15 protein-coding genes and 1 tRNA gene are annotated in these 16,698 nt (G+C 47.1%); 4 read left to right on the top strand and 12 right to left on the bottom strand.

The genetic code is table 11. The annotated features are described in order from the left end of the window. Position 1: 1 nt before the first annotated feature. Positions 2 to 610, bottom strand: coding sequence for a hypothetical protein (locus tag QUA45_RS02570; RefSeq protein ID WP_333095463.1), 609 nt, complete (start codon positions 608 to 610; stop codon positions 2 to 4). 1,121 nt (positions 611 to 1,731) lie between these two features. Here QUA45_RS02570 and alaS point away from each other — a divergent pair. Beyond that, positions 1,732 to 4,383: an alanine--tRNA ligase gene (gene alaS / locus QUA45_RS02565; RefSeq protein WP_333219226.1), complete on the top strand. Its 2,652-nt coding sequence runs from the start codon at positions 1,732 to 1,734 to the stop codon at positions 4,381 to 4,383. A gap of 213 nt (positions 4,384 to 4,596) precedes the next feature. Here alaS and moeB read toward each other — a convergent pair whose 3' ends face one another. From moeB to QUA45_RS02525, 8 genes are all read right to left on the bottom strand, one after another. Continuing rightward, positions 4,597 to 5,769, bottom strand: coding sequence for a molybdopterin-synthase adenylyltransferase MoeB (moeB, locus tag QUA45_RS02560; RefSeq protein ID WP_190743852.1), 1,173 nt, complete (start codon positions 5,767 to 5,769; stop codon positions 4,597 to 4,599). A 79-nt stretch (positions 5,770 to 5,848) separates the two neighbouring features. Next, the gene (locus QUA45_RS02555) at positions 5,849 to 6,328 is read right to left on the bottom strand and encodes a M67 family metallopeptidase (RefSeq protein WP_333219225.1); all 480 of its coding nucleotides are present in this window, start codon (positions 6,326 to 6,328) and stop codon (positions 5,849 to 5,851) included. Between the two features lie 328 nt (positions 6,329 to 6,656). Continuing rightward, on the bottom strand, positions 6,657 to 6,884 hold the full coding sequence (locus QUA45_RS02550) for an indolepyruvate ferredoxin oxidoreductase subunit alpha (protein WP_015174956.1): 228 nt from the start codon (positions 6,882 to 6,884) through the stop codon (positions 6,657 to 6,659). A 144-nt stretch (positions 6,885 to 7,028) separates the two neighbouring features. Continuing rightward, positions 7,029 to 8,264: an ATP phosphoribosyltransferase regulatory subunit gene (locus tag QUA45_RS02545; protein WP_333219223.1), complete on the bottom strand. Its 1,236-nt coding sequence runs from the start codon at positions 8,262 to 8,264 to the stop codon at positions 7,029 to 7,031. Between the two features lie 442 nt (positions 8,265 to 8,706). Beyond that, positions 8,707 to 9,624, bottom strand: a complete 918-nt coding sequence (locus QUA45_RS02540) for a tetratricopeptide repeat protein (RefSeq protein ID WP_333095470.1) — start codon at positions 9,622 to 9,624, stop codon at positions 8,707 to 8,709. A gap of 101 nt (positions 9,625 to 9,725) precedes the next feature. Further along, positions 9,726 to 10,541: an inositol monophosphatase family protein gene (locus tag QUA45_RS02535; RefSeq protein WP_333219221.1), complete on the bottom strand. Its 816-nt coding sequence runs from the start codon at positions 10,539 to 10,541 to the stop codon at positions 9,726 to 9,728. 208 nt (positions 10,542 to 10,749) lie between these two features. Continuing rightward, positions 10,750 to 11,265, bottom strand: a complete 516-nt coding sequence (locus QUA45_RS02530) for a thermonuclease family protein (protein WP_333095472.1) — start codon at positions 11,263 to 11,265, stop codon at positions 10,750 to 10,752. A 34-nt stretch (positions 11,266 to 11,299) separates the two neighbouring features. After that, positions 11,300 to 11,668, bottom strand: coding sequence for a 2Fe-2S iron-sulfur cluster-binding protein (locus QUA45_RS02525; RefSeq protein ID WP_333040827.1), 369 nt, complete (start codon positions 11,666 to 11,668; stop codon positions 11,300 to 11,302). 214 nt (positions 11,669 to 11,882) lie between these two features. Here QUA45_RS02525 and QUA45_RS02520 point away from each other — a divergent pair. Continuing rightward, a tRNA-Ser gene (locus tag QUA45_RS02520) sits at positions 11,883 to 11,967 on the top strand. 463 nt (positions 11,968 to 12,430) lie between these two features. Here the strand turns inward: QUA45_RS02520 and QUA45_RS02515 are convergent. The 3 genes from QUA45_RS02515 to QUA45_RS02505 form a co-directional block, all read right to left on the bottom strand. After that, positions 12,431 to 12,829 carry a transcriptional regulator gene (locus tag QUA45_RS02515; protein WP_333095473.1) on the bottom strand — a complete coding sequence of 133 codons (399 nt, stop codon included), beginning with the start codon at positions 12,827 to 12,829 and terminating at the stop codon, positions 12,431 to 12,433. After that, positions 12,813 to 13,112 (bottom strand): type II toxin-antitoxin system HigB family toxin, encoded by a 300-nt coding sequence (locus QUA45_RS02510; protein ID WP_333219219.1) that lies wholly within the window; start codon positions 13,110 to 13,112, stop codon positions 12,813 to 12,815. The genes QUA45_RS02515 and QUA45_RS02510 overlap by 17 nt, the downstream gene beginning before the upstream one ends. 206 nt (positions 13,113 to 13,318) lie before the next feature. Continuing rightward, on the bottom strand, positions 13,319 to 13,441 hold the full coding sequence (locus tag QUA45_RS02505) for a hypothetical protein (protein ID WP_333095475.1): 123 nt from the start codon (positions 13,439 to 13,441) through the stop codon (positions 13,319 to 13,321). A 274-nt stretch (positions 13,442 to 13,715) separates the two neighbouring features. Here QUA45_RS02505 and QUA45_RS02500 point away from each other — a divergent pair, with 274 nt between their 5' ends. Beyond that, positions 13,716 to 14,885 (top strand): ribbon-helix-helix protein, CopG family, encoded by a 1,170-nt coding sequence (locus QUA45_RS02500; RefSeq protein WP_333219218.1) that lies wholly within the window; start codon positions 13,716 to 13,718, stop codon positions 14,883 to 14,885. A gap of 179 nt (positions 14,886 to 15,064) precedes the next feature. After that, positions 15,065 to 16,681 (top strand): NAD(P)-binding protein, encoded by a 1,617-nt coding sequence (locus tag QUA45_RS02495; protein WP_333219216.1) that lies wholly within the window; start codon positions 15,065 to 15,067, stop codon positions 16,679 to 16,681. Positions 16,682 to 16,698: the final 17 nt, after the last annotated feature.

The following is a 16,698-nucleotide window of genomic DNA, read 5'->3' as shown; positions in this document are numbered from 1 at the left end:
GTTATCCGTTATGGTGGCGCTCCGGCAACAGAAATTCGGTATTTAACTTATTATCCGCAACGCCTTTAAGTTCGGGGACAAATTCTGTTCCTTTGAGCCTCATGCCCAGTTCAAACAGAATTTCTGCCATGTCGTCTCTAGAAACTTTAACATCTCTGAGCATAGAAAAGCGACGGTCTAGCTCTTCAAAAACCTGTGTTTTCAAAGTGCGGGTTTCTTCAGATAGTCGCTCTCTGGTTTGGGAGAATTCGTCGCGAAGCGAACGGGTTTGATTGTCAATAGCCTCGTCGAGGGCTTCAATGCTGCTGGAGAATTTTCGGTTGACGCGATCGACTTGCTGACGGATGTCTGCGCTTTCTTCTTGGGTGTTTGAGGTGAGCGATTTAACTTTCTTTTCTAACGCATCAACGGCAGCCCTCATTTCTCCTGAAAGAACTGTTTTTACTTGTTCGATGCGAGTTTGCATATCTTGCTGCATCATGGACAAGTCGGAATCTATTTTATCGAAGCGATTGTCGTATTCTCTAAGCTGCGCTCCAAAAATTATATCGCGAATCTGGTCGATATTTCCCAGCCGTTCGCGCATTTCTTCTTTAGTTATTTCGGCCATGCTTGTACCTATAATCTCCGGAGATTGTGAGTTTAAGAACTGTGCTAGTGATTTACTACCGTTGTTGGTGGCACTAGCTTTTGTGAGTGGGCGGGCTTTTATTTTTTGAACTCTCACCCCTGCGTCGGGGATGGGATTTTTTAGAGTCTTGACTCTAAATATCCTGAGATCCAAATTGTTGAGCCTGGTCTTGTCACCAAAAATGGCGATTTGCTATCCTTGGCTTGCAGCAAGCTCATAGAAGCGTAGATTTTGCTGCTATACAGCACAGCGGGGTAGGTTTTAATGTCTTGTACTGACATCTTCAATGATATCGCATCTTGACAGTGCCTCATACCACAGCGCTTGATCCCCGGCAAAAAGCGGGGCGCGCGCTCCACGTGCCCTTATATATAATATATAACTCAAAAGCTGCACCGATCGCTCGCCGATCGGCTCCCAGGGATGTTGCCTTTGAGCACTAAGCATTTACACACCCGAACTCTGCCCACTTTCCCCCTCGAAGCCTCTCCTCCTGGGATCGCCCAAAAATTCATAGGGCCCGATCGACAGCGATCAGACCCAATAATATGAGAACTTTGTTTTTTCTAACAAACGAGATGTGTTTCCGATTGAGAACTGTTACTTACTAGGGTTTACAACTTGTGCAGCTTTACTTTTAATCAGCAACGACAACTAAGTCTTACTTGACTGCGGTTTGGCTTGACTGCTCTATCGGCATTTCGCCACTATTTCAAGTTGTGTTCGTTTAATTTCTGCTGCGCCTGGGAATCTAGACCGGAGACACCATGCCTATATCCTTGAACTTTCTTTCTAAATATAGCGACCTCCTTTCTCTTTCTGTCCCGGTGTCTATTATTAAGTTAGCACGACCTTTCCGAGCAGTAAAGCACTATTTGCAAAACTTGATAGGTCTTTACATTACTAAGTATAATGATATGAATCTCCAAATAGATGTAAGTTAGCACTCACGCACTCCTAACCAACAAACCGGGTTTTTCTACCGAGATTGAGGATTTTAAGCAAGTATTTTGGTAGAAAAACCGGGTTTCTGGACACCCGTGCGTAAGTCCTATAAATTCTATTGTTGCTACATCTTTACATACTTAAGTGTTTTTGTCATGTCTATTTCTCCTAAGTTTCTCAGTGGCAGCCAAATCCGCCAAACCTTCCTCGACTTTTATGCTCAGCGGGGACATAAGATCTTGCCGAGTGCTTCTTTGGTTCCCGAAGATCCGACGGTGTTGCTGACGATCGCCGGAATGCTGCAATTCAAGCCGATATTCCTCGGACAGCGCGCCGCCGAATCACCGCGCGCCACGACTTCTCAAAAGTGCATCCGCACCAACGACATCGAAAATGTCGGCCGCACCGCGCGCCACCACACGTTTTTTGAGATGTTGGGCAACTTCAGTTTCGGGGATTATTTCAAGAAACAGGCGATCGCCTGGGCGTGGGAACTTTCCACCGAAGTTTTCGGTTTACCAGCTTCCAATTTGGTTGTTAGTGTTTTTCGAGAAGATGACGAAGCTTTTGCGATTTGGCGCGATGAAATTGGCATTCCGGGCGATCGCATTCAGCGCATGGGAGAAGATGACAATTTCTGGCAATCTGGCCCGACTGGCCCCTGCGGCCCGTGCTCGGAGATTTACTATGATTTTCACCCAGAGAGAGGCGACAATATTGACCTCGAAGATGATAGCAGGTTTATCGAATTCTACAACCTGGTTTTCATGCAGTACAATAAAGATGCAGAGGGCAATTTAACACCGCTGCAAAATCAAAATATTGATACTGGCATGGGACTGGAACGGATGGCGCAAATCCTCCAGAAAGTCCCCAATAATTACGAAACAGATTTGATTTTTCCGATCATTCAATCGGCGGCAGAAATTGCCGGAATTGATTACCACAATAGCGATGAAAAAGTTAAGGTTTCGCTGAAAGTAATTGGCGATCACATTCGGGCTGTGGTGCACATGATTGCGGACGAAATTCGCGCGTCCAATGTTGGTCGGGGTTACATTTTGCGCCGGTTGATTCGCCGGGTGGTGCGCCACGGGCGACTGATTGGAATTCAGGGCGAATTTACGGTGCGGGTGGCTGAAAGTGCGCTCGCCCTTTCGGAAGCTGCTTATCCGAACGTGCGGCGGCGGGAAGCTCAAATTAAGGCGGAATTGGCAAGGGAAGAAGCGCAGTTTCTCAAGACTTTGGAACGCGGAGAGAAGCTGCTGGATGAAATTGTCGATCGCACAAAACAGCAAACCAACCAACAAATCAGCGGTCAAGATGCTTTCACTCTTTACGATACCTACGGTTTCCCCTTAGAACTGACTCAAGAAATTGCTGAGGAACAGGGAATTTCTGTGGATTTGGACGGCTTTGAAGCGGCGATGAAGGAACAGCAAACTCGCGCTAAAGATGCTCGCCAAACAATCGATTTAACCGTGCAGGGTTCTTTGGATAAGTTGGCTGAAACTATCCAGGGAACTGAGTTTGTCGGTTATGCTGAATTGTCGAGTTTAGCTGAGGTGGAAGTTATCTTGGTTGACGGCAAATCTGTGGAGGAAGCAGCCGCCGGTACCGAGGTACAAGTTGTTTTGAACCAAACGCCTTTTTATGCAGAATCCGGCGGACAGATTGGGGATAAAGGTTATTTGAAAAGCGGAGATAATGGTGATGGTTTGTTAGTAAGAGTTGATGATGTGAAGAAGGAATCGGATTTCTTCGTGCATTTCGGCTTTGTGGAACGGGGAACCCTGAGAGTTGGCGATAGTATTACTGCGAAAATTGACAATAGCAGTCGCCGCCGAATTCAGGCAAACCACACAGCAACTCACTTATTACAATCAGCTTTGCGGAAAATTGTGGACGATTCGATTTCGCAAGCTGGTTCGCTGGTATCGTCTGAGAGATTGCGGTTTGATTTCAATTCTCCGCGCGCTGTCACAGCAGAAGAGTTGCAGAAAATTGAGGATTTAGTTAATAGTTGGATTGCTGAAGCCCACGCTGCGGTCGTTGCAGAAATGCCGATCGCCCTTGCGAGAGAAAAAGGCGCGACTGCGATGTTTGGCGAGAAGTACGGCGATGTGGTGCGGGTTATCGATTTTCCCGGCGTTTCGATGGAATTGTGCGGCGGAACTCACGTCAGCAATACGGCAGAAATCGGGCTGTTTAAGATTGTTTCCGAAGCGGGGGTAGCGGCGGGAACTCGCAGGATTGAAGCGGTTTCGGGTCAAGCTGTTTTGGACTATTTGAATGTGCGCGATAAGGTGGTGCGCGATTTGGGCGATCGATTTAAGGCGAAGCCTGAAGAATTGCCGAACCGGATTACTAATTTGCAGAATGAGTTGAAGGATACTCAGAAACATTTGGCTGCTGTGAAGTCGGAATTGGCGATCGCGAAATCCGACCAATTAGTAGCACAAGCTGAGGCGATAGGTGAATTCAATATCATTGTAGCTCAATTGGGTGATGTGGATACGGAAGCGCTGAAAACTGCGGCGGAAAGATTGCAGCAAAAGTTAGGAAATGCTGCGGTTGTTTTGGCCTCAATTCCTGAACCGGACAAGGTAAGTTTGGTGGCTGCTTTTAGTCCTGAAGTCAATAAGAAAGGATTGCAAGCTGGTAAGTTTATCGGGGGAATTGCTCAAATTTGCGGCGGAAAAGGCGGCGGGCGACCTAATTTGGCGCAAGCTGGGGGACGCGATGCAAGTAAGTTGCAGGAAGCGTTGGAAAGTGCTCGGAATTTGTTGGTTGAAGGGTTGGGTTAATCTGGGTTTTCTGTAGGGACACGGCATTGCCGTGTCCTGCTTCGCTACTAAAGGTTAAGTTCCCCTTTTTTAAGGGGGAAATTTAGACGGTTCTGGAATCGACTGTGAACGAAAGATACAAAGGTTTTTTAGCGTAAGTTGACACTAATGACCCGAGTCTACTCGCTTGTATCTCGTGATATTAGCTAAACCCGCCCCAGAAAAAGATTGAGCTTAATATTGAGGTACAGATGGGTCTACTTCTTCACTCCAAGCAGTAATCCCGCCCTTAACATTAATCCCCTCAATTCCCGCTTCCTTCAAAATCCCCAAAGCTTTCGCAGAACGTCCGCCCATTTTGCAGTGTGCAATCAAGCGGTGGCCGTTCAACAATTCCTTGACCTTGGCAACACCTGCGCCGTGTTCGATATCTGGCAAAGGAACCAAAACCGACCCAGGAATTTGACAAATTTGATACTCGTTGGGATTGCGAACATCCAACAATACAAAATCCTTGGCACCGCTGTCGATTAACTCTTTAAGTTCCGTGACAGTCATCTCAGGAATTTGCGTTTGCTGACTTGCTTCCTGGGCTTTTGCTTGAGGAATGCCGCAGAATTGTTCGTAATCGATTAACTTTTCAATTACCGGACGCACTGGATTCGGCCGCAGTTTCAATTGCCGGAACGTCATATCTAAGGCATTGTAAAGCAACAGTCTGCCGCTCAAAGTAGTGCCTTGACCCAAGATAATCTTGATAGCTTCCGTTGCTTGGATAGAACCGACAACTCCGCACAAAACGCCTAAAACGCCGCCTTCTGCACAAGAAGGAACCATCCCAGGAGGCGGGGGCTCCGGGTACAAATCGCGGTAATTCGGGCCGCCTTCGTAGTTGAAAACTGTTGCTTGTCCTTCAAATCGGAAGATGGAACCGTAGACGTTGGGCTTGTTTAAAAGCACGCAAACGTCGTTCATCAAATAGCGAGTCGGGAAGTTGTCGGTGCCGTCGATGATGATATCGTAAGGAGTGGCAATGTCGATCGCATTTTCCGAACTAACGCGAGTTTCGTACAAATCAACTTGACAAAAAGGATTAATTTCTAAAATCCGATTTTTAGCAGACTCAATCTTCGGTTTCCCCACCCAAGAAGTGCCGTGAATTACTTGCCGCTGCAAGTTGGAATGGTCTACAACATCAAAGTCTACAATCCCAATGCGGCCAACACCGGCGGCGGCTAAATACAGCAGCAGCGGCGAACCGAGACCTCCCGTACCGATGCAGAGCACGCTGGCAGCTTTGAGACGCTTCTGCCCTTCCAATCCAACTTCTGGCAGGATGAGGTGGCGAGAGTAGCGTTCGTATTCTTGTTTGTTGAGCTGGATCTCGTCCAGATTAGGATTTAGCATGATATTGTGTGTAGCGCAGATTTTGAATTATATCCTATCTGAATCTTTCGCATTTTTACGTGTTTGTAATTTTTACTAATTATTTCTTAATCTCTGTCGGTTCCAGTGCGAGAATTTCCTCTGCTTGAAAGTTCCCCTCTCCGTCAAGACTCCAACTGCGGAGGTCTTCCCAACAGCCTTGTCGGACTGACACAATGATGTAAGAGTATTGGGCCCAGGCTAATGTCCGATCGCACTCTGAGGGCACTGCGGGACAATCCGTATGGGAATGATATATGCCGATAATATCCAGAGTGCGATCGCGCCCGTGTTTCATCGCCCGCAACATATCTTCGGGCTTTATAGCATATCTGCGTCTTTCTGTCAATTCTTTTTCTTCAGGCCAATTTTCTTCAGCCTCAGAACTCCAAGCATTGTCAGTCTGCCAAACTTCTACCAAAGTTTTAACACCGCCAGTAACTCGACCGAGCAACAAACCGCAGCATTCTTCAGGATAAGTGCTTTCGGCGTGGGTGCGGATGGATAAAATGTGAGATTCGGAAAGTGCTATCGGTTGCATAGGATTTTAGTGTAGATTTTTTTGTAAAGTGCGATCGGGCTTTTTTTTAAACGAACCGCGAAGACGCGAAGGACACGTTCGGCGAAGCCGTTCCCGAAGGGTAGGAAGACAAGATAAGGGAAGAGAAAGAACTCACAAAAGTAACCTCATTAATTACCTGCACTTAGATCTCTAAACGTTAGATTTTTCCACTATTTCTCACTCCTCTTCTCTGTGTCCTCTGCGCCCTCTGTGGTTCATAAAAAAGTTACTGTAGGGTGCGCCGGGTCGCGCACCTTACCCCTTAGTTAATGTAGCTATTTAGCCCTCAATTGCAATCAAGTTGCAATTAAGAGGGAGTTTGCTGCAATTCAGGGCGTTCATCTGGAACGATCGCACCTTCGACAGGACACACCTGCAAACAAATACCGCAGTCAATACAGGTATCAAAATCAATCCAAAACCAATCAGTACCCTTGACATTTTTGCCGGGGCCAGGGTGAATACAAGCAACCGGACAAGCGCCAACGCAATCAGCAACTCCCTCGCAAATATTCGTAACAATAGTGTGTGCCATAGTGTTCTCTCAAAACATTTTAGGTAGATAGGGAATTAGCAATTAATAATTGGCAAAACCTTCTCTCAATCAGCAGGATACATAATATCATATCGGGTGATTTTTAACCAATTACTAACTACTAATTACCAATTACCACTTAGCCTAATTTACCGTTTCAATTGTTGGCAATCCTTCGGCATTTACCCAAGCAATTTGAGCAATTCGTCGATCGCGCGCGTATTCCCGCGCCGACTCTGCTGTCTCCCGACTCTCCAAATCTATTTCCACCCGAACTAGGTGAGTAGACTCTCGGAGTTTGCGAGCGTAAGCAAACGCGGCGGCACTAGCTTCAGGAGTTTGAGCCACAACCAACCAGTCGCTAGCTGGTGTCTGGCTGGGCAATTGCCCCTCTGTGAGCAAAACTTGGTGCAACTCTTCAATATTCAGACAAAACCCAATGCCGGGGGAATTTTGCCCTAGGGGATCGAACAGTCCCAACAGTTGGTCGTAACGTCCCCCTTGTCCTAAAACTCGCTGTCCTGTCTTACTGCTGCTGACAACTTCAAACACAATTCCAGTGTAATAGTCAAATGTTTGAATTAAACTCAAATCGAGGTGAATGTGAGATTTGAGATTGGGAATTTTTGACTGGCATTGGTGCAGCAATTCGATCGCCGATTTGAGATTATTTAACGCGGCTTGCTGCGGCAGATCTAAATCCAGCTTGGCAACAATTGGCAACACCTCTTCTGGGCGGCCGCGCAAGTCAAACAAAAGCAGAGCTCTTTCTCGCAATTCGGTTGACAGCGGCAAAGTTTCCAAGGCAATTCGATCGAGATTGGCGATCGCCCCCCGAACTTTTTGGCGCACATTTGGCGGAAACGGTTCCAGCAATCTTGCAGTCAAGCCCGCTTCTCCCAAAACCAAATGCCAGTCATCAATTCCCAAGCTCTGCAAGCACTCAGACAGCAGCAGCAGCACTTCTGCATCCGCAACCGTCCCCCCCGCGCCTAGGAGCTCTACGCCAGCTTGATAGAACTCCTGTTGCCCGCCTGAGCCAGTATCTGGGCCTTTGCGGAACACGTTAGCGTTGTAGTAGAGGCGCTGAGGCTGCCAGCGAGTCCCTGCCATCCGCATTGCAGCCGCGCGGGCGATGGATGCTGTCAATTCCGGCCGCAAACCAAGTTCTCCATCCTCGGCGTCTTGCAATTGAATTAAGGTCGATCGGTCGATCGCGCCCCCAGCCATCAATGTCTCCAGCCTTTCTAGAGTAGAGGTAATAATCCGGTGATAGCCCCAGCGGTGAAAAACCTGCTGCAAGCGCCGTTCGATCGAAATTTTTTGAGCAACGTCAAGGGGCAATAAATCTCTTGCACCGGATGGGGGTTGGTGAACCATATCAATTTTAGATTTTAGACTTTAGAAGATTTTAGATTGGGCTTAGAAGCTTAGCTTTATGGACGGTGTTAAAGTCTAACGAGGCAAGCTTAACAGTTGACTTTAACAAATTAAGGTGTCATATCAATTTTAGATTTTAGATTTTAGGTTGGGCCTATAAGCTTAGCTTTAGGAGACGGTGTTAAAGTCCAAGCAGGCAAGCTTAACATTCAACTTTAACAAATTAATGCCTCATAGCGTTTTCGTGGGCATGGCAATAATCATTTTCCCCGTCAGTGCAAGCGTCCCGCTCTTTCTGGAGCATCTGCTCTCGCCGGACGATCGCACTGACGGTATAATTCCTAGTTACCGGATTTGATCTCACCAAGTTTTGATCGAGCTCACTCCACTGCTGTGCAGTTCACCATTTTCTCAAAATTCAAGACTCACAAATCACAACTTCTCACTTCTTCTTCCCGCCAAACAAACTTGCAAAAAATCCTGGTTTTTCGTCACTTTTTTTAGCCTTTGCGGAAACTTGTTCCAGCTTTTTCTTAACCTCCAAAGCCGTCGGTTCTTCAGGATTTGATGCCAAAGCTTTGTTCATCTCAAGTTTCGCCATTGTGGCTTGATTTTGTTCCAGGTAACACATTGCTAATAAAGCGTGAGCCTTGCTGTGTTTTGGCTGGCGCTTCACGGCTTCTTTCAACTCTAAAATTGCTTTGGCGTAACTTTTGCTGTCCATGAATCCTTGAGCTCGGCGGCAATAGGCTTCAGTCTGCGGGTCTTCGACTTTGGGCAGAGGTGGAGTTGGGGTTGGAATTGCCGTTGGGGTTGGGGTTGGGGTTGGGGTTGGGGTTGCATCTTTTATGGGTGAAGCAGGTGTAACCGCACCACCGCCAAGGCGCTCTTTTCGCAGCAGGTAAACCATGTTGAGTTCGCTAATTTGAGCGATCGCATCTTCGGTTTCCTTAACTGATTCGTACTGCTTGAGAGCGAGTTTGCTAACTGCTGTTTTGTAAGCTTCTTCCCAATTTTGAGCGGTAGCTAACTGTTTGGCTGCTTCGCTTTCAATTTGCATTTTCGCCTGTTCTTTAACGACGCGCTTGGCGATGGCTGCTAATAGCAGGCTGTATTCTTTGCGATCGCTTTCCTTGGAAAATTTGTTGTAAGCCGGATTGACTACTTTTGACAAAAATTGGTTAGCCCAATCTTTATCGGCTTGGCTTTCAAAAGAGCAAGTATCCGAATGCAAGCGGCGGGCGATTTTCATGTAGCGCTTGCGGATGTCGTTAAACTCGGCGTCTAAGGGAATTCCCAAAATTGCGTGCTGATCTGTAAACTCATACTTGAACAGCCCTTTTGTCATTTCAAAAGACATAACTTTTACTCTTCCTTTCCTGGCTTTTCACTATTCTTTAATGTAGCTTGAGTCAAGGGGTTGTGACCCCCGTACTACCCCCGATCTATTGCTGGGGGGCGCTACTTCCAAGAAGATAAGGGAGGAACCGCTAGCAGTGCGCTGCTGAGTTCGGCGTGTATTTTGCCGTTTGTTGCCAAAACCCGACCGGAGTTCATCTCAAATGCACTGCCGTCATAAGCTGTAACTTGACCTCCGGCTTCGGAGACGATGAGTACACCTGCTGCTACGTCCCAAGGGGAGAGTCCCCGTTCCCAGTATCCGTCCGATCGCCCCATCGCGAGGTGTGCGAGGTCTAGGGATGCCGAACCGCTGCGCCGCACGCCTTGGGTGAGGTGGGTGAGGTGACAAAATTCGGCATAGTTATTGTCTGCTGTTTCGCGCCGATCGTATGCAAAGCCAGTGACTAGCAAGCTGGTTCTCAATTCTGAGATTTGGGAAACTTCGATCGGCCAACGGTTGCAGGTTGCTCCCAATCCTTTGCCTGCCCGAAACAATTCATTGTGAAAAGGGTCGTAAATTACTCCAATTTGTGGTAAGCCGTCGATTAAAAGTCCGATCGAAACGGCCCAAAAAGGATATTGGTGAGCATAATTTGTTGTGCCGTCCAAAGGGTCGATCGCCCACAGGTATTTGCTAGTTGCATCCCCTAATTTGCCGGATTCTTCGGCGAGGATGCCGTGGTCGGGTACGTGGCGGCCGAGAATTTCTAAGATGACAGCTTCTGAGGCTTTGTCGGCTTCTGTGACTAAATCGCCCGATCGACCTTTTTCTTGAATTTTTTCTAATTTGCCGCAGAAAGATTTCAGGACGGAACCGGCGGCTAGGGCTGCTTCGGTGGCTATTTCTAAGAAGTTTTGCAGTTGAGTGTCTGTCATTGGGAAGAGGGAAGTACGAACCGCGAAAACGCGAAGGACACGAAAGAAGATGGAAGATGGAAGAGTCAAGAATAACTGGTTCCTAGGCTTTGCCTGGGAACCTATATCTAGAGGCTCTGCCTCGGCTGAAAAAAATGGAGGCAGAGCCTCCGGATCTTCGTTCCCAGGCAGAGCCTAGGAACGAGTGGACATGACTACTGACTAATGACTATTGCCGATTTTGCTGGCGAAATTCTGCGGGAGTTTGGCGCAATGCTCGTTCTGGATTCCACAGGCCTTTACCCATGAGTCTCGCCCATTCTTGAGCGTTGATGAGTCGCTGCTGATATTTGGTGTTGCGCGATCGCACTGAGGCCAGGGCATAACCTTCTTTGATTAGCTGTTCGTTGAGCAAATTTTTATCTTGCCACAAGTAGGCTAGTTTGCGATCGAACTGGTCTTTCTCTTCGATGTCGGATTCTAACAATACCTGTTTTCCCGTAGTTAGCTGTTCTAGTCTTTGTTTGGCTGCTTCTCCCCAAGGCTGCTGTTTTAAATCCGGTGCATCAATACCAATCAGCCTGATTTGTTCTAATAAGGCTATTTTGTCGGCTGTACTGATAACTTCGATTGTTTGCCCGCTGATGGCCCTTTCTACTTTGGCGATCGTACCTTGGGGCATTTCTGGTTTTTGGCAGCTAGCTAACAACAGACAAAGGGCGATCGCACATAACCGATAAAGCATGGATAATTGGTAGTTGATTATTTATCAAATTGCCTTATTCTTCATCCAACGGCAAACCGGCTTTAACTTTACCTTTGCCAAAGTAGCGGCCGAATTGCAGTTCGTACACTTCGTCTTCGTCTTGCGTCTCTACCTCAATGTTGGAACGGGGATAGCTGACGCACAGCAGGGCATACCCTTCTTTTTGCAGTTCCACAGAAAGCCCCATTGCTTCTGGCTGGTGCAGTTCCCCCGAATTGACGCGCACCGCACAGGCGGTACAAGCGCCGTTGCGGCAGGAAAAGGGCAATTCTACTCCTTGGTTTTCGGCGCTTTGCAGGATGTAGCGGTCTTCGGGTACTCGCACGGTGTGGCGATCGCCTGTCTGTCTGTTATGAATTTTAATTGTGTAAGAGTTAGTCATGGAATTTTAGATTTTAGATTTTAGATTTTAGATTGGCGTTGGCGGGGCAAGATCCTTGAAATGAATGGGTTTGCGACCCACAGAGGAGAACCCAAACCTGCCCGTTTCACACCCTACCCATATTAAACAGCAAATTTATGCCGTTACCCCTTCCCAAATCAGATTTGTTCTGCTAAGATAGCTTAGCTGTGGCTAAATGAATGAATTTAGCCCTGGAGAGGTGGCCGAGCGGTTGAAGGCGCACGCCTGGAAAGTGTGTTTAGGGCAACTTAACGAGGGTTCGAATCCCTCCCTCTCCGTTAAACAAGCTGTTTAGGCAAAAAAATAGCTTGCAACAAAAATCTCTGATATGAGATAAATATTTTGATTAGAGCGAGATCCCTTGAATTTTTTTATAAAAATCAAGGGATCTCGCTTTTATATTTTTAAGTGTAAATTACGGGCGATCGGACGGAGAATAAACGCCCAGATCTAATGCCAATAGTAGAAAACCATAGTGACCTACACCAATCGCCAGCGATATGCTCTAAGAGCGTCACTTAATTGTTTTTTCCAACTTTATCTTGGAACTAATCATACCTTAATTCCGCAACGCCCATCGGTAATATTCAGGGACGGCTGGCCTAGAGCCAGATGCCTCTGGAATGGGCATCTGGCATCGGGCATGGGTAATAGTTACTGGTTACTGGTTAGTAGTTTTTCTAATCACAAATAACCAATGCCATATTCGCAATCCCCAATTTCCCATGCCCAATTTCCAAATTAAATAAACAAGCTAGGTGAGATTTTAAAATAATCGCCTAGTGCCTTAGCTTGTGCCTTGCTAATCGCTCTTTTCCCATTCACAACCTCAGACACCACACCGCTCGATCCAATGATACCTACCAAGTCCGCTTGACGGGTGCCGCTGGATTTCATGATGTGTTGCAAAATCTCGTGAGGCTCCGATTTGTCGATCGGATAATTTTCTCTCTCGTAAACTTCAACCAGCGTGACTAACAACTTGTATAAAGCTCTCTCCTCTGGAGTGAGGTTTTTAGCAAACGTTAGCCGTTCTGCCACTGCCAGGAGGCGATCGTATTCCTCTTCACTTTCGATCGCCATAGGAGCGATTTCTGCAAGCAATTTGCTATAAGTGGCTCCATCAAAAGTAAGGATCATTTTTCCATTTGTCTTTGTCGTATTCAGTGTGGGTTAGGAAATATTTGTATAAAATAGTTTGCTCCTCGTAGTTGATGCCGACAATCAGGCGATATTCGTTGCCTTTGATATTAAATACTGTGAAGTTCCCTACTGCTTCGGCATCCCGGTAAATCTTGCGAACATTCTCCCAATTCTGCCATTCTGCTTGCTTTACAGTTGCATTCCAGCTATCAATTTGATTTTTGACATCGGGATACTGGGCAGCATCATTACGGAGCTTGCGGATCGAGATTAGGTGCATTGGTTGTTCTTGGATTTCTTTTTTTGTTTTGCATAGTGATAGCTAATTGTTGACAGTTTTGGTTCCATACTATGCTTCATCCTCTCATTTTGAGAGGAAGACGTCAAGGCCCGATCGAGTAAAAATTCTTTAACCCACTCCAAGTGGGTTGTGTCTGTTTAGGCGCGGCTGGAAACCGCAGGCTTTGTCTTTTATCCCACTCTTGCTCACCCGACTCGATCCTCATCGTGTAAAAAAGCTTCTAGCAGCGTGGTTCGGGCGATCGCATGGAAGTTGTGGAAACTCGCCTTTTTGCAGCGTTCAAAGACTATCTGGCCTCTTATTGGCATTTGGTCGATCGCGCCGAACCGGTGAAATCGGGCGCAAAGTTAGATAGTATCTAACAAGCTCAACTGTTATATCTGCGGTATTGTGCCGAAAAAAAAACCGTGCCAGGGAATCTTCACGGGGTTCTACGGCGAGGAATCGACCGAAGGGTATATTCACGAATTTTTGTTCAATTGGGAACAGAAGCTGGCACAATTGGTAAGTAACAAGAATTAATTTTAATAGAAACTTCAGCCACTACACTTATTAGTGTAGGTTGGCATGAGGAAAATGCCAATGGTCAAAAAAAATCGCAATGTAGTTAGTTCCAATTCAGAAAGTAAAGTCAAAGTCGGACTTTCGCTGACTTCTTCTAGTGCCGATCGATTAAACGTGATCGCTCGCAAGCTCGGAATATCAAGGTCAGAACTCCTAGAACGCTTGGCACAAGGCGCTCTGGATATTTCTAAGGACAAGACGGAAGTTACTGTCACTTGGAAAAAAGGTGAAGAAACGCAGGTAGATGCCCCCGACTTGCAAGGGGAAACAGCCGAAGAAAGCGAAATTAATGAGGCTGTAACGGCAGAAACTCTATCGGACTCGGTGAGTGTAAAGCCAAATCCGTTGCAAGAAAGTTACGAAAGTTTACAGCAGCAGTTGAGTGAACGCGAAAGTTCGATCGCTTCTTTGCAGCAGCAATTAGCTGCCGAAAAGCAAAATCTCGAAAGCCAATTGCAAGAAACAGTAGCCAAGTCAAGTTACGAAAGTTTACAGCAGCAGTTGACTGAACGCGAAAGTTCGCTCGCTTCTTTGCAGCAGCAATTAGCTACCGAAAAGCAAAATCTCGAAAGCCAATTGCAGGACACAGTAGCCAAGTCAAGTTACGAAAGTTTACAGCAGCAGTTGAGTGAACGCGAAAGTTCGCTCGCTTCTTTGCAGCAGCAATTGGCCGAAAGAGAACACCGGGAATACGAGTTTCAGCAACAGCTAGGCGAAAAATCCAGTGCTCTGGAATCTTTGCAGCAGCAATTGGCCGAAAGAGAACACCGGGAACACGAGTTTCAGCAACAGCTAGGCGAAAAATCCAGTGCTCTGGAATCTTTGCAGCAGCAACTAGGCGAAAAATCCAGTGTTCTGGAATCTTTGCAGCAGCAATTCGCCACCGAAAAGCAAAATCTCGAAAGCCAATTCCAGGAAACCGTGTCGAAGTCGAGTTACGAATCTTTGCAGCACGAGTTAGCAGAAAAGTCAAGTGCGATCGGCGACTTCCAAGTTAAACTAATCAAGTTGCAATATCTGGAAAATGAATTGAGTCAGAGTGCGGCGATACAGCGAAATTACGACGCTTTGCAGCAACAGTCTCAAGAACAGCTAAGAACCATCAAAGCTTTACGGGAACAGCTAGCTCAAATGCAGGCTGTGGCGGGGATTGGCGAAGCTTATCTCAACAAGTGGCGCCGTCAGTGATTCTCTCATCAACACGGCCCAGTCTAACGCTCCGGGTGCCCCCGGAGCACCTTACCCCTAAAACGTCCTCTAAACTCGGCCTCCTTCCTCTTGTAGCGATAGATTTCAACCTGCCGCTACAAGAGCTTTTTATTGCAAAATACGAGCATAATATTAAGAAATATTACAATAAATAAATTATGAGAGGCGATCGCACCCCTGAGAGCAAATCCAATCCTGCAGACACTAAGGGCCGCGTCACGGTAATTGGAGGCGGAATCGGCGGGCTGACAGCAGCAGCCCTGCTAGCCCGCAGAGGATACAAAGTGCGAGTCTTAGACCAGGCGATCGTCCCCGGAGGATGCGCTTCCACCTTCAAACGCAAAGGCTTTACCTTCGATGTCGGCGCCACGCAGGTTGCAGGATGGGAACCCGGAGGCATTCACCACCGCATTTTCTCAGAATTAAATATAGAACTTCCCGCAGCGACACCCTGCGATCCCGCTTGTGCGGTGTTTTTGCCGGGAGAAACCGCACCGATTAGCGTGTGGCGAGATCCGCAAAAGTGGCAGGAAGAAAGGCAGCGGCAGTTTCCTGGAAGCGAACCTTTTTGGCAATTATTGTCTGCATTGTTCAAAGCTAGCTGGAAATTTCAAGGGCGGGACCCTGTTTTACCGCCCAGAAACTTCTGGGATTTCTGGCAATTAATTCAAGCTGTTCGCCCCGATACTTTAATTACTTTGCCTTTCACTTTTATGACAGTGGGAGATGCTTTGCGGCTGTGTGGGTTGGGCGACAATTTGCGCTTGAAAACTTTTCTAGATTTGCAGTTAAAATTGTATTCTCAAGTTGATACCGAAGAAACGGCGCTACTTTACGCGGCGACAGCTTTAGGAGTTTCGCAAGAGCCGCAAGGATTGTATCATCTACAAGGAAGTATGCAGGTATTGAGCGATCGACTTGTAGAGGCGATCGAACGAGACGGCGGCCAAGTCTTATTGCGGCATACAGTTGAAAGTATTGTCACCGCCAACGGCAAAGCCACCGCTACAGTGATTCGCAATCAAAAAACAGGCGAAGTTTGGACAGAAACAGCCGATCGCATTGTTGCCAACGTGACCGCGCAAAATTTAGTAAAATTGTTGTCAGGCGAGCCGATTGTCGCAAATTTAACAGATAATTTATCCGTTAAATCAGAGACTTCAGAGACAACAAACAAACTCCCAGATCAAATGGCAGGCTACAAATATCGAGTTGATAAATTGCCGCCCGCATCCGGTGCATTTGTCATATATTTGGGAGTGCATGAAAGCGCAATTCCGGCAAATTGTCCGCCGCACCTTCAGTTTCTCTACGATTACGACGGCGAGATTGGGGAGAATAATTCATTATTTGTTTCAGTCAGCCATCCAGGTGATGGCAGAGCACCAAAGGGAATGGCGACAATTATCGCTTCCTCATTTACTGATACTCGAATGTGGTGGAATTCGGTTGATTATGAAGGATTAAAGCAAAAATATACCGCAGGGGCGATCGCACGTTTGAGCGAATATTTCAATTTGACGCCAGAGTCGATCGTACACCAAGAAGCCGCCACACCCCGCACCTTTGCCCGCTACACAGCGAGAGATCGAGGAGTTGTCGGCGGCATCGGCCAGCGAATACCAACCTTCGGCCCCTTCGGATTTGCCAATCGCACACCAATTAAAAACTTGTGGTTAGTAGGCGACTCCACCCATCCCGGAGAAGGAACTGCGGGTGTGTCCTATTCTGCTTTAACAGTCGTGCGACAGATGGAAGCCGTCTCTAAAATCTAAGAGGACAGCGCACTCCC

The organism is Microcoleus sp. Pol12A5 (assembly GCF_036701435.1).
Lineage (GTDB): Bacteria > Cyanobacteriota > Cyanobacteriia > Cyanobacteriales > Microcoleaceae > Microcoleus.
Note: the sequence above shows the minus strand (reverse complement) of the source record. Positions and strands in the feature narration are given on the sequence as shown.

Excerpts from the sequence above, each read along its gene's own strand:
- QUA45_RS02570 (WP_333095463.1), bottom strand. The coding sequence starts at position 610 with ATGGCCGAAATAACTAAAGAAGAAATGCGCGAACGGCTGGGAAATATC.
- alaS (WP_333219226.1), top strand. The coding sequence starts at position 1,732 with ATGTCTATTTCTCCTAAGTTTCTCAGTGGCAGCCAAATCCGCCAAACC.
- moeB (WP_190743852.1), bottom strand. The coding sequence starts at position 5,769 with ATGCTAAATCCTAATCTGGACGAGATCCAGCTCAACAAACAAGAATAC.
- QUA45_RS02555 (WP_333219225.1), bottom strand. The coding sequence starts at position 6,328 with ATGCAACCGATAGCACTTTCCGAATCTCACATTTTATCCATCCGCACC.
- QUA45_RS02550 (WP_015174956.1), bottom strand. The coding sequence starts at position 6,884 with ATGGCACACACTATTGTTACGAATATTTGCGAGGGAGTTGCTGATTGC.
- QUA45_RS02545 (WP_333219223.1), bottom strand. The coding sequence starts at position 8,264 with ATGGTTCACCAACCCCCATCCGGTGCAAGAGATTTATTGCCCCTTGAC.
- QUA45_RS02540 (WP_333095470.1), bottom strand. The coding sequence starts at position 9,624 with ATGTCTTTTGAAATGACAAAAGGGCTGTTCAAGTATGAGTTTACAGAT.
- QUA45_RS02535 (WP_333219221.1), bottom strand. The coding sequence starts at position 10,541 with ATGACAGACACTCAACTGCAAAACTTCTTAGAAATAGCCACCGAAGCA.
- QUA45_RS02530 (WP_333095472.1), bottom strand. The coding sequence starts at position 11,265 with ATGCTTTATCGGTTATGTGCGATCGCCCTTTGTCTGTTGTTAGCTAGC.
- QUA45_RS02525 (WP_333040827.1), bottom strand. The coding sequence starts at position 11,668 with ATGACTAACTCTTACACAATTAAAATTCATAACAGACAGACAGGCGAT.
- QUA45_RS02515 (WP_333095473.1), bottom strand. The coding sequence starts at position 12,829 with ATGATCCTTACTTTTGATGGAGCCACTTATAGCAAATTGCTTGCAGAA.
- QUA45_RS02510 (WP_333219219.1), bottom strand. The coding sequence starts at position 13,112 with ATGCACCTAATCTCGATCCGCAAGCTCCGTAATGATGCTGCCCAGTAT.
- QUA45_RS02505 (WP_333095475.1), bottom strand. The coding sequence starts at position 13,441 with ATGCCAATAAGAGGCCAGATAGTCTTTGAACGCTGCAAAAAGGCGAGT.
- QUA45_RS02500 (WP_333219218.1), top strand. The coding sequence starts at position 13,716 with ATGGTCAAAAAAAATCGCAATGTAGTTAGTTCCAATTCAGAAAGTAAA.
- QUA45_RS02495 (WP_333219216.1), top strand. The coding sequence starts at position 15,065 with ATGAGAGGCGATCGCACCCCTGAGAGCAAATCCAATCCTGCAGACACT.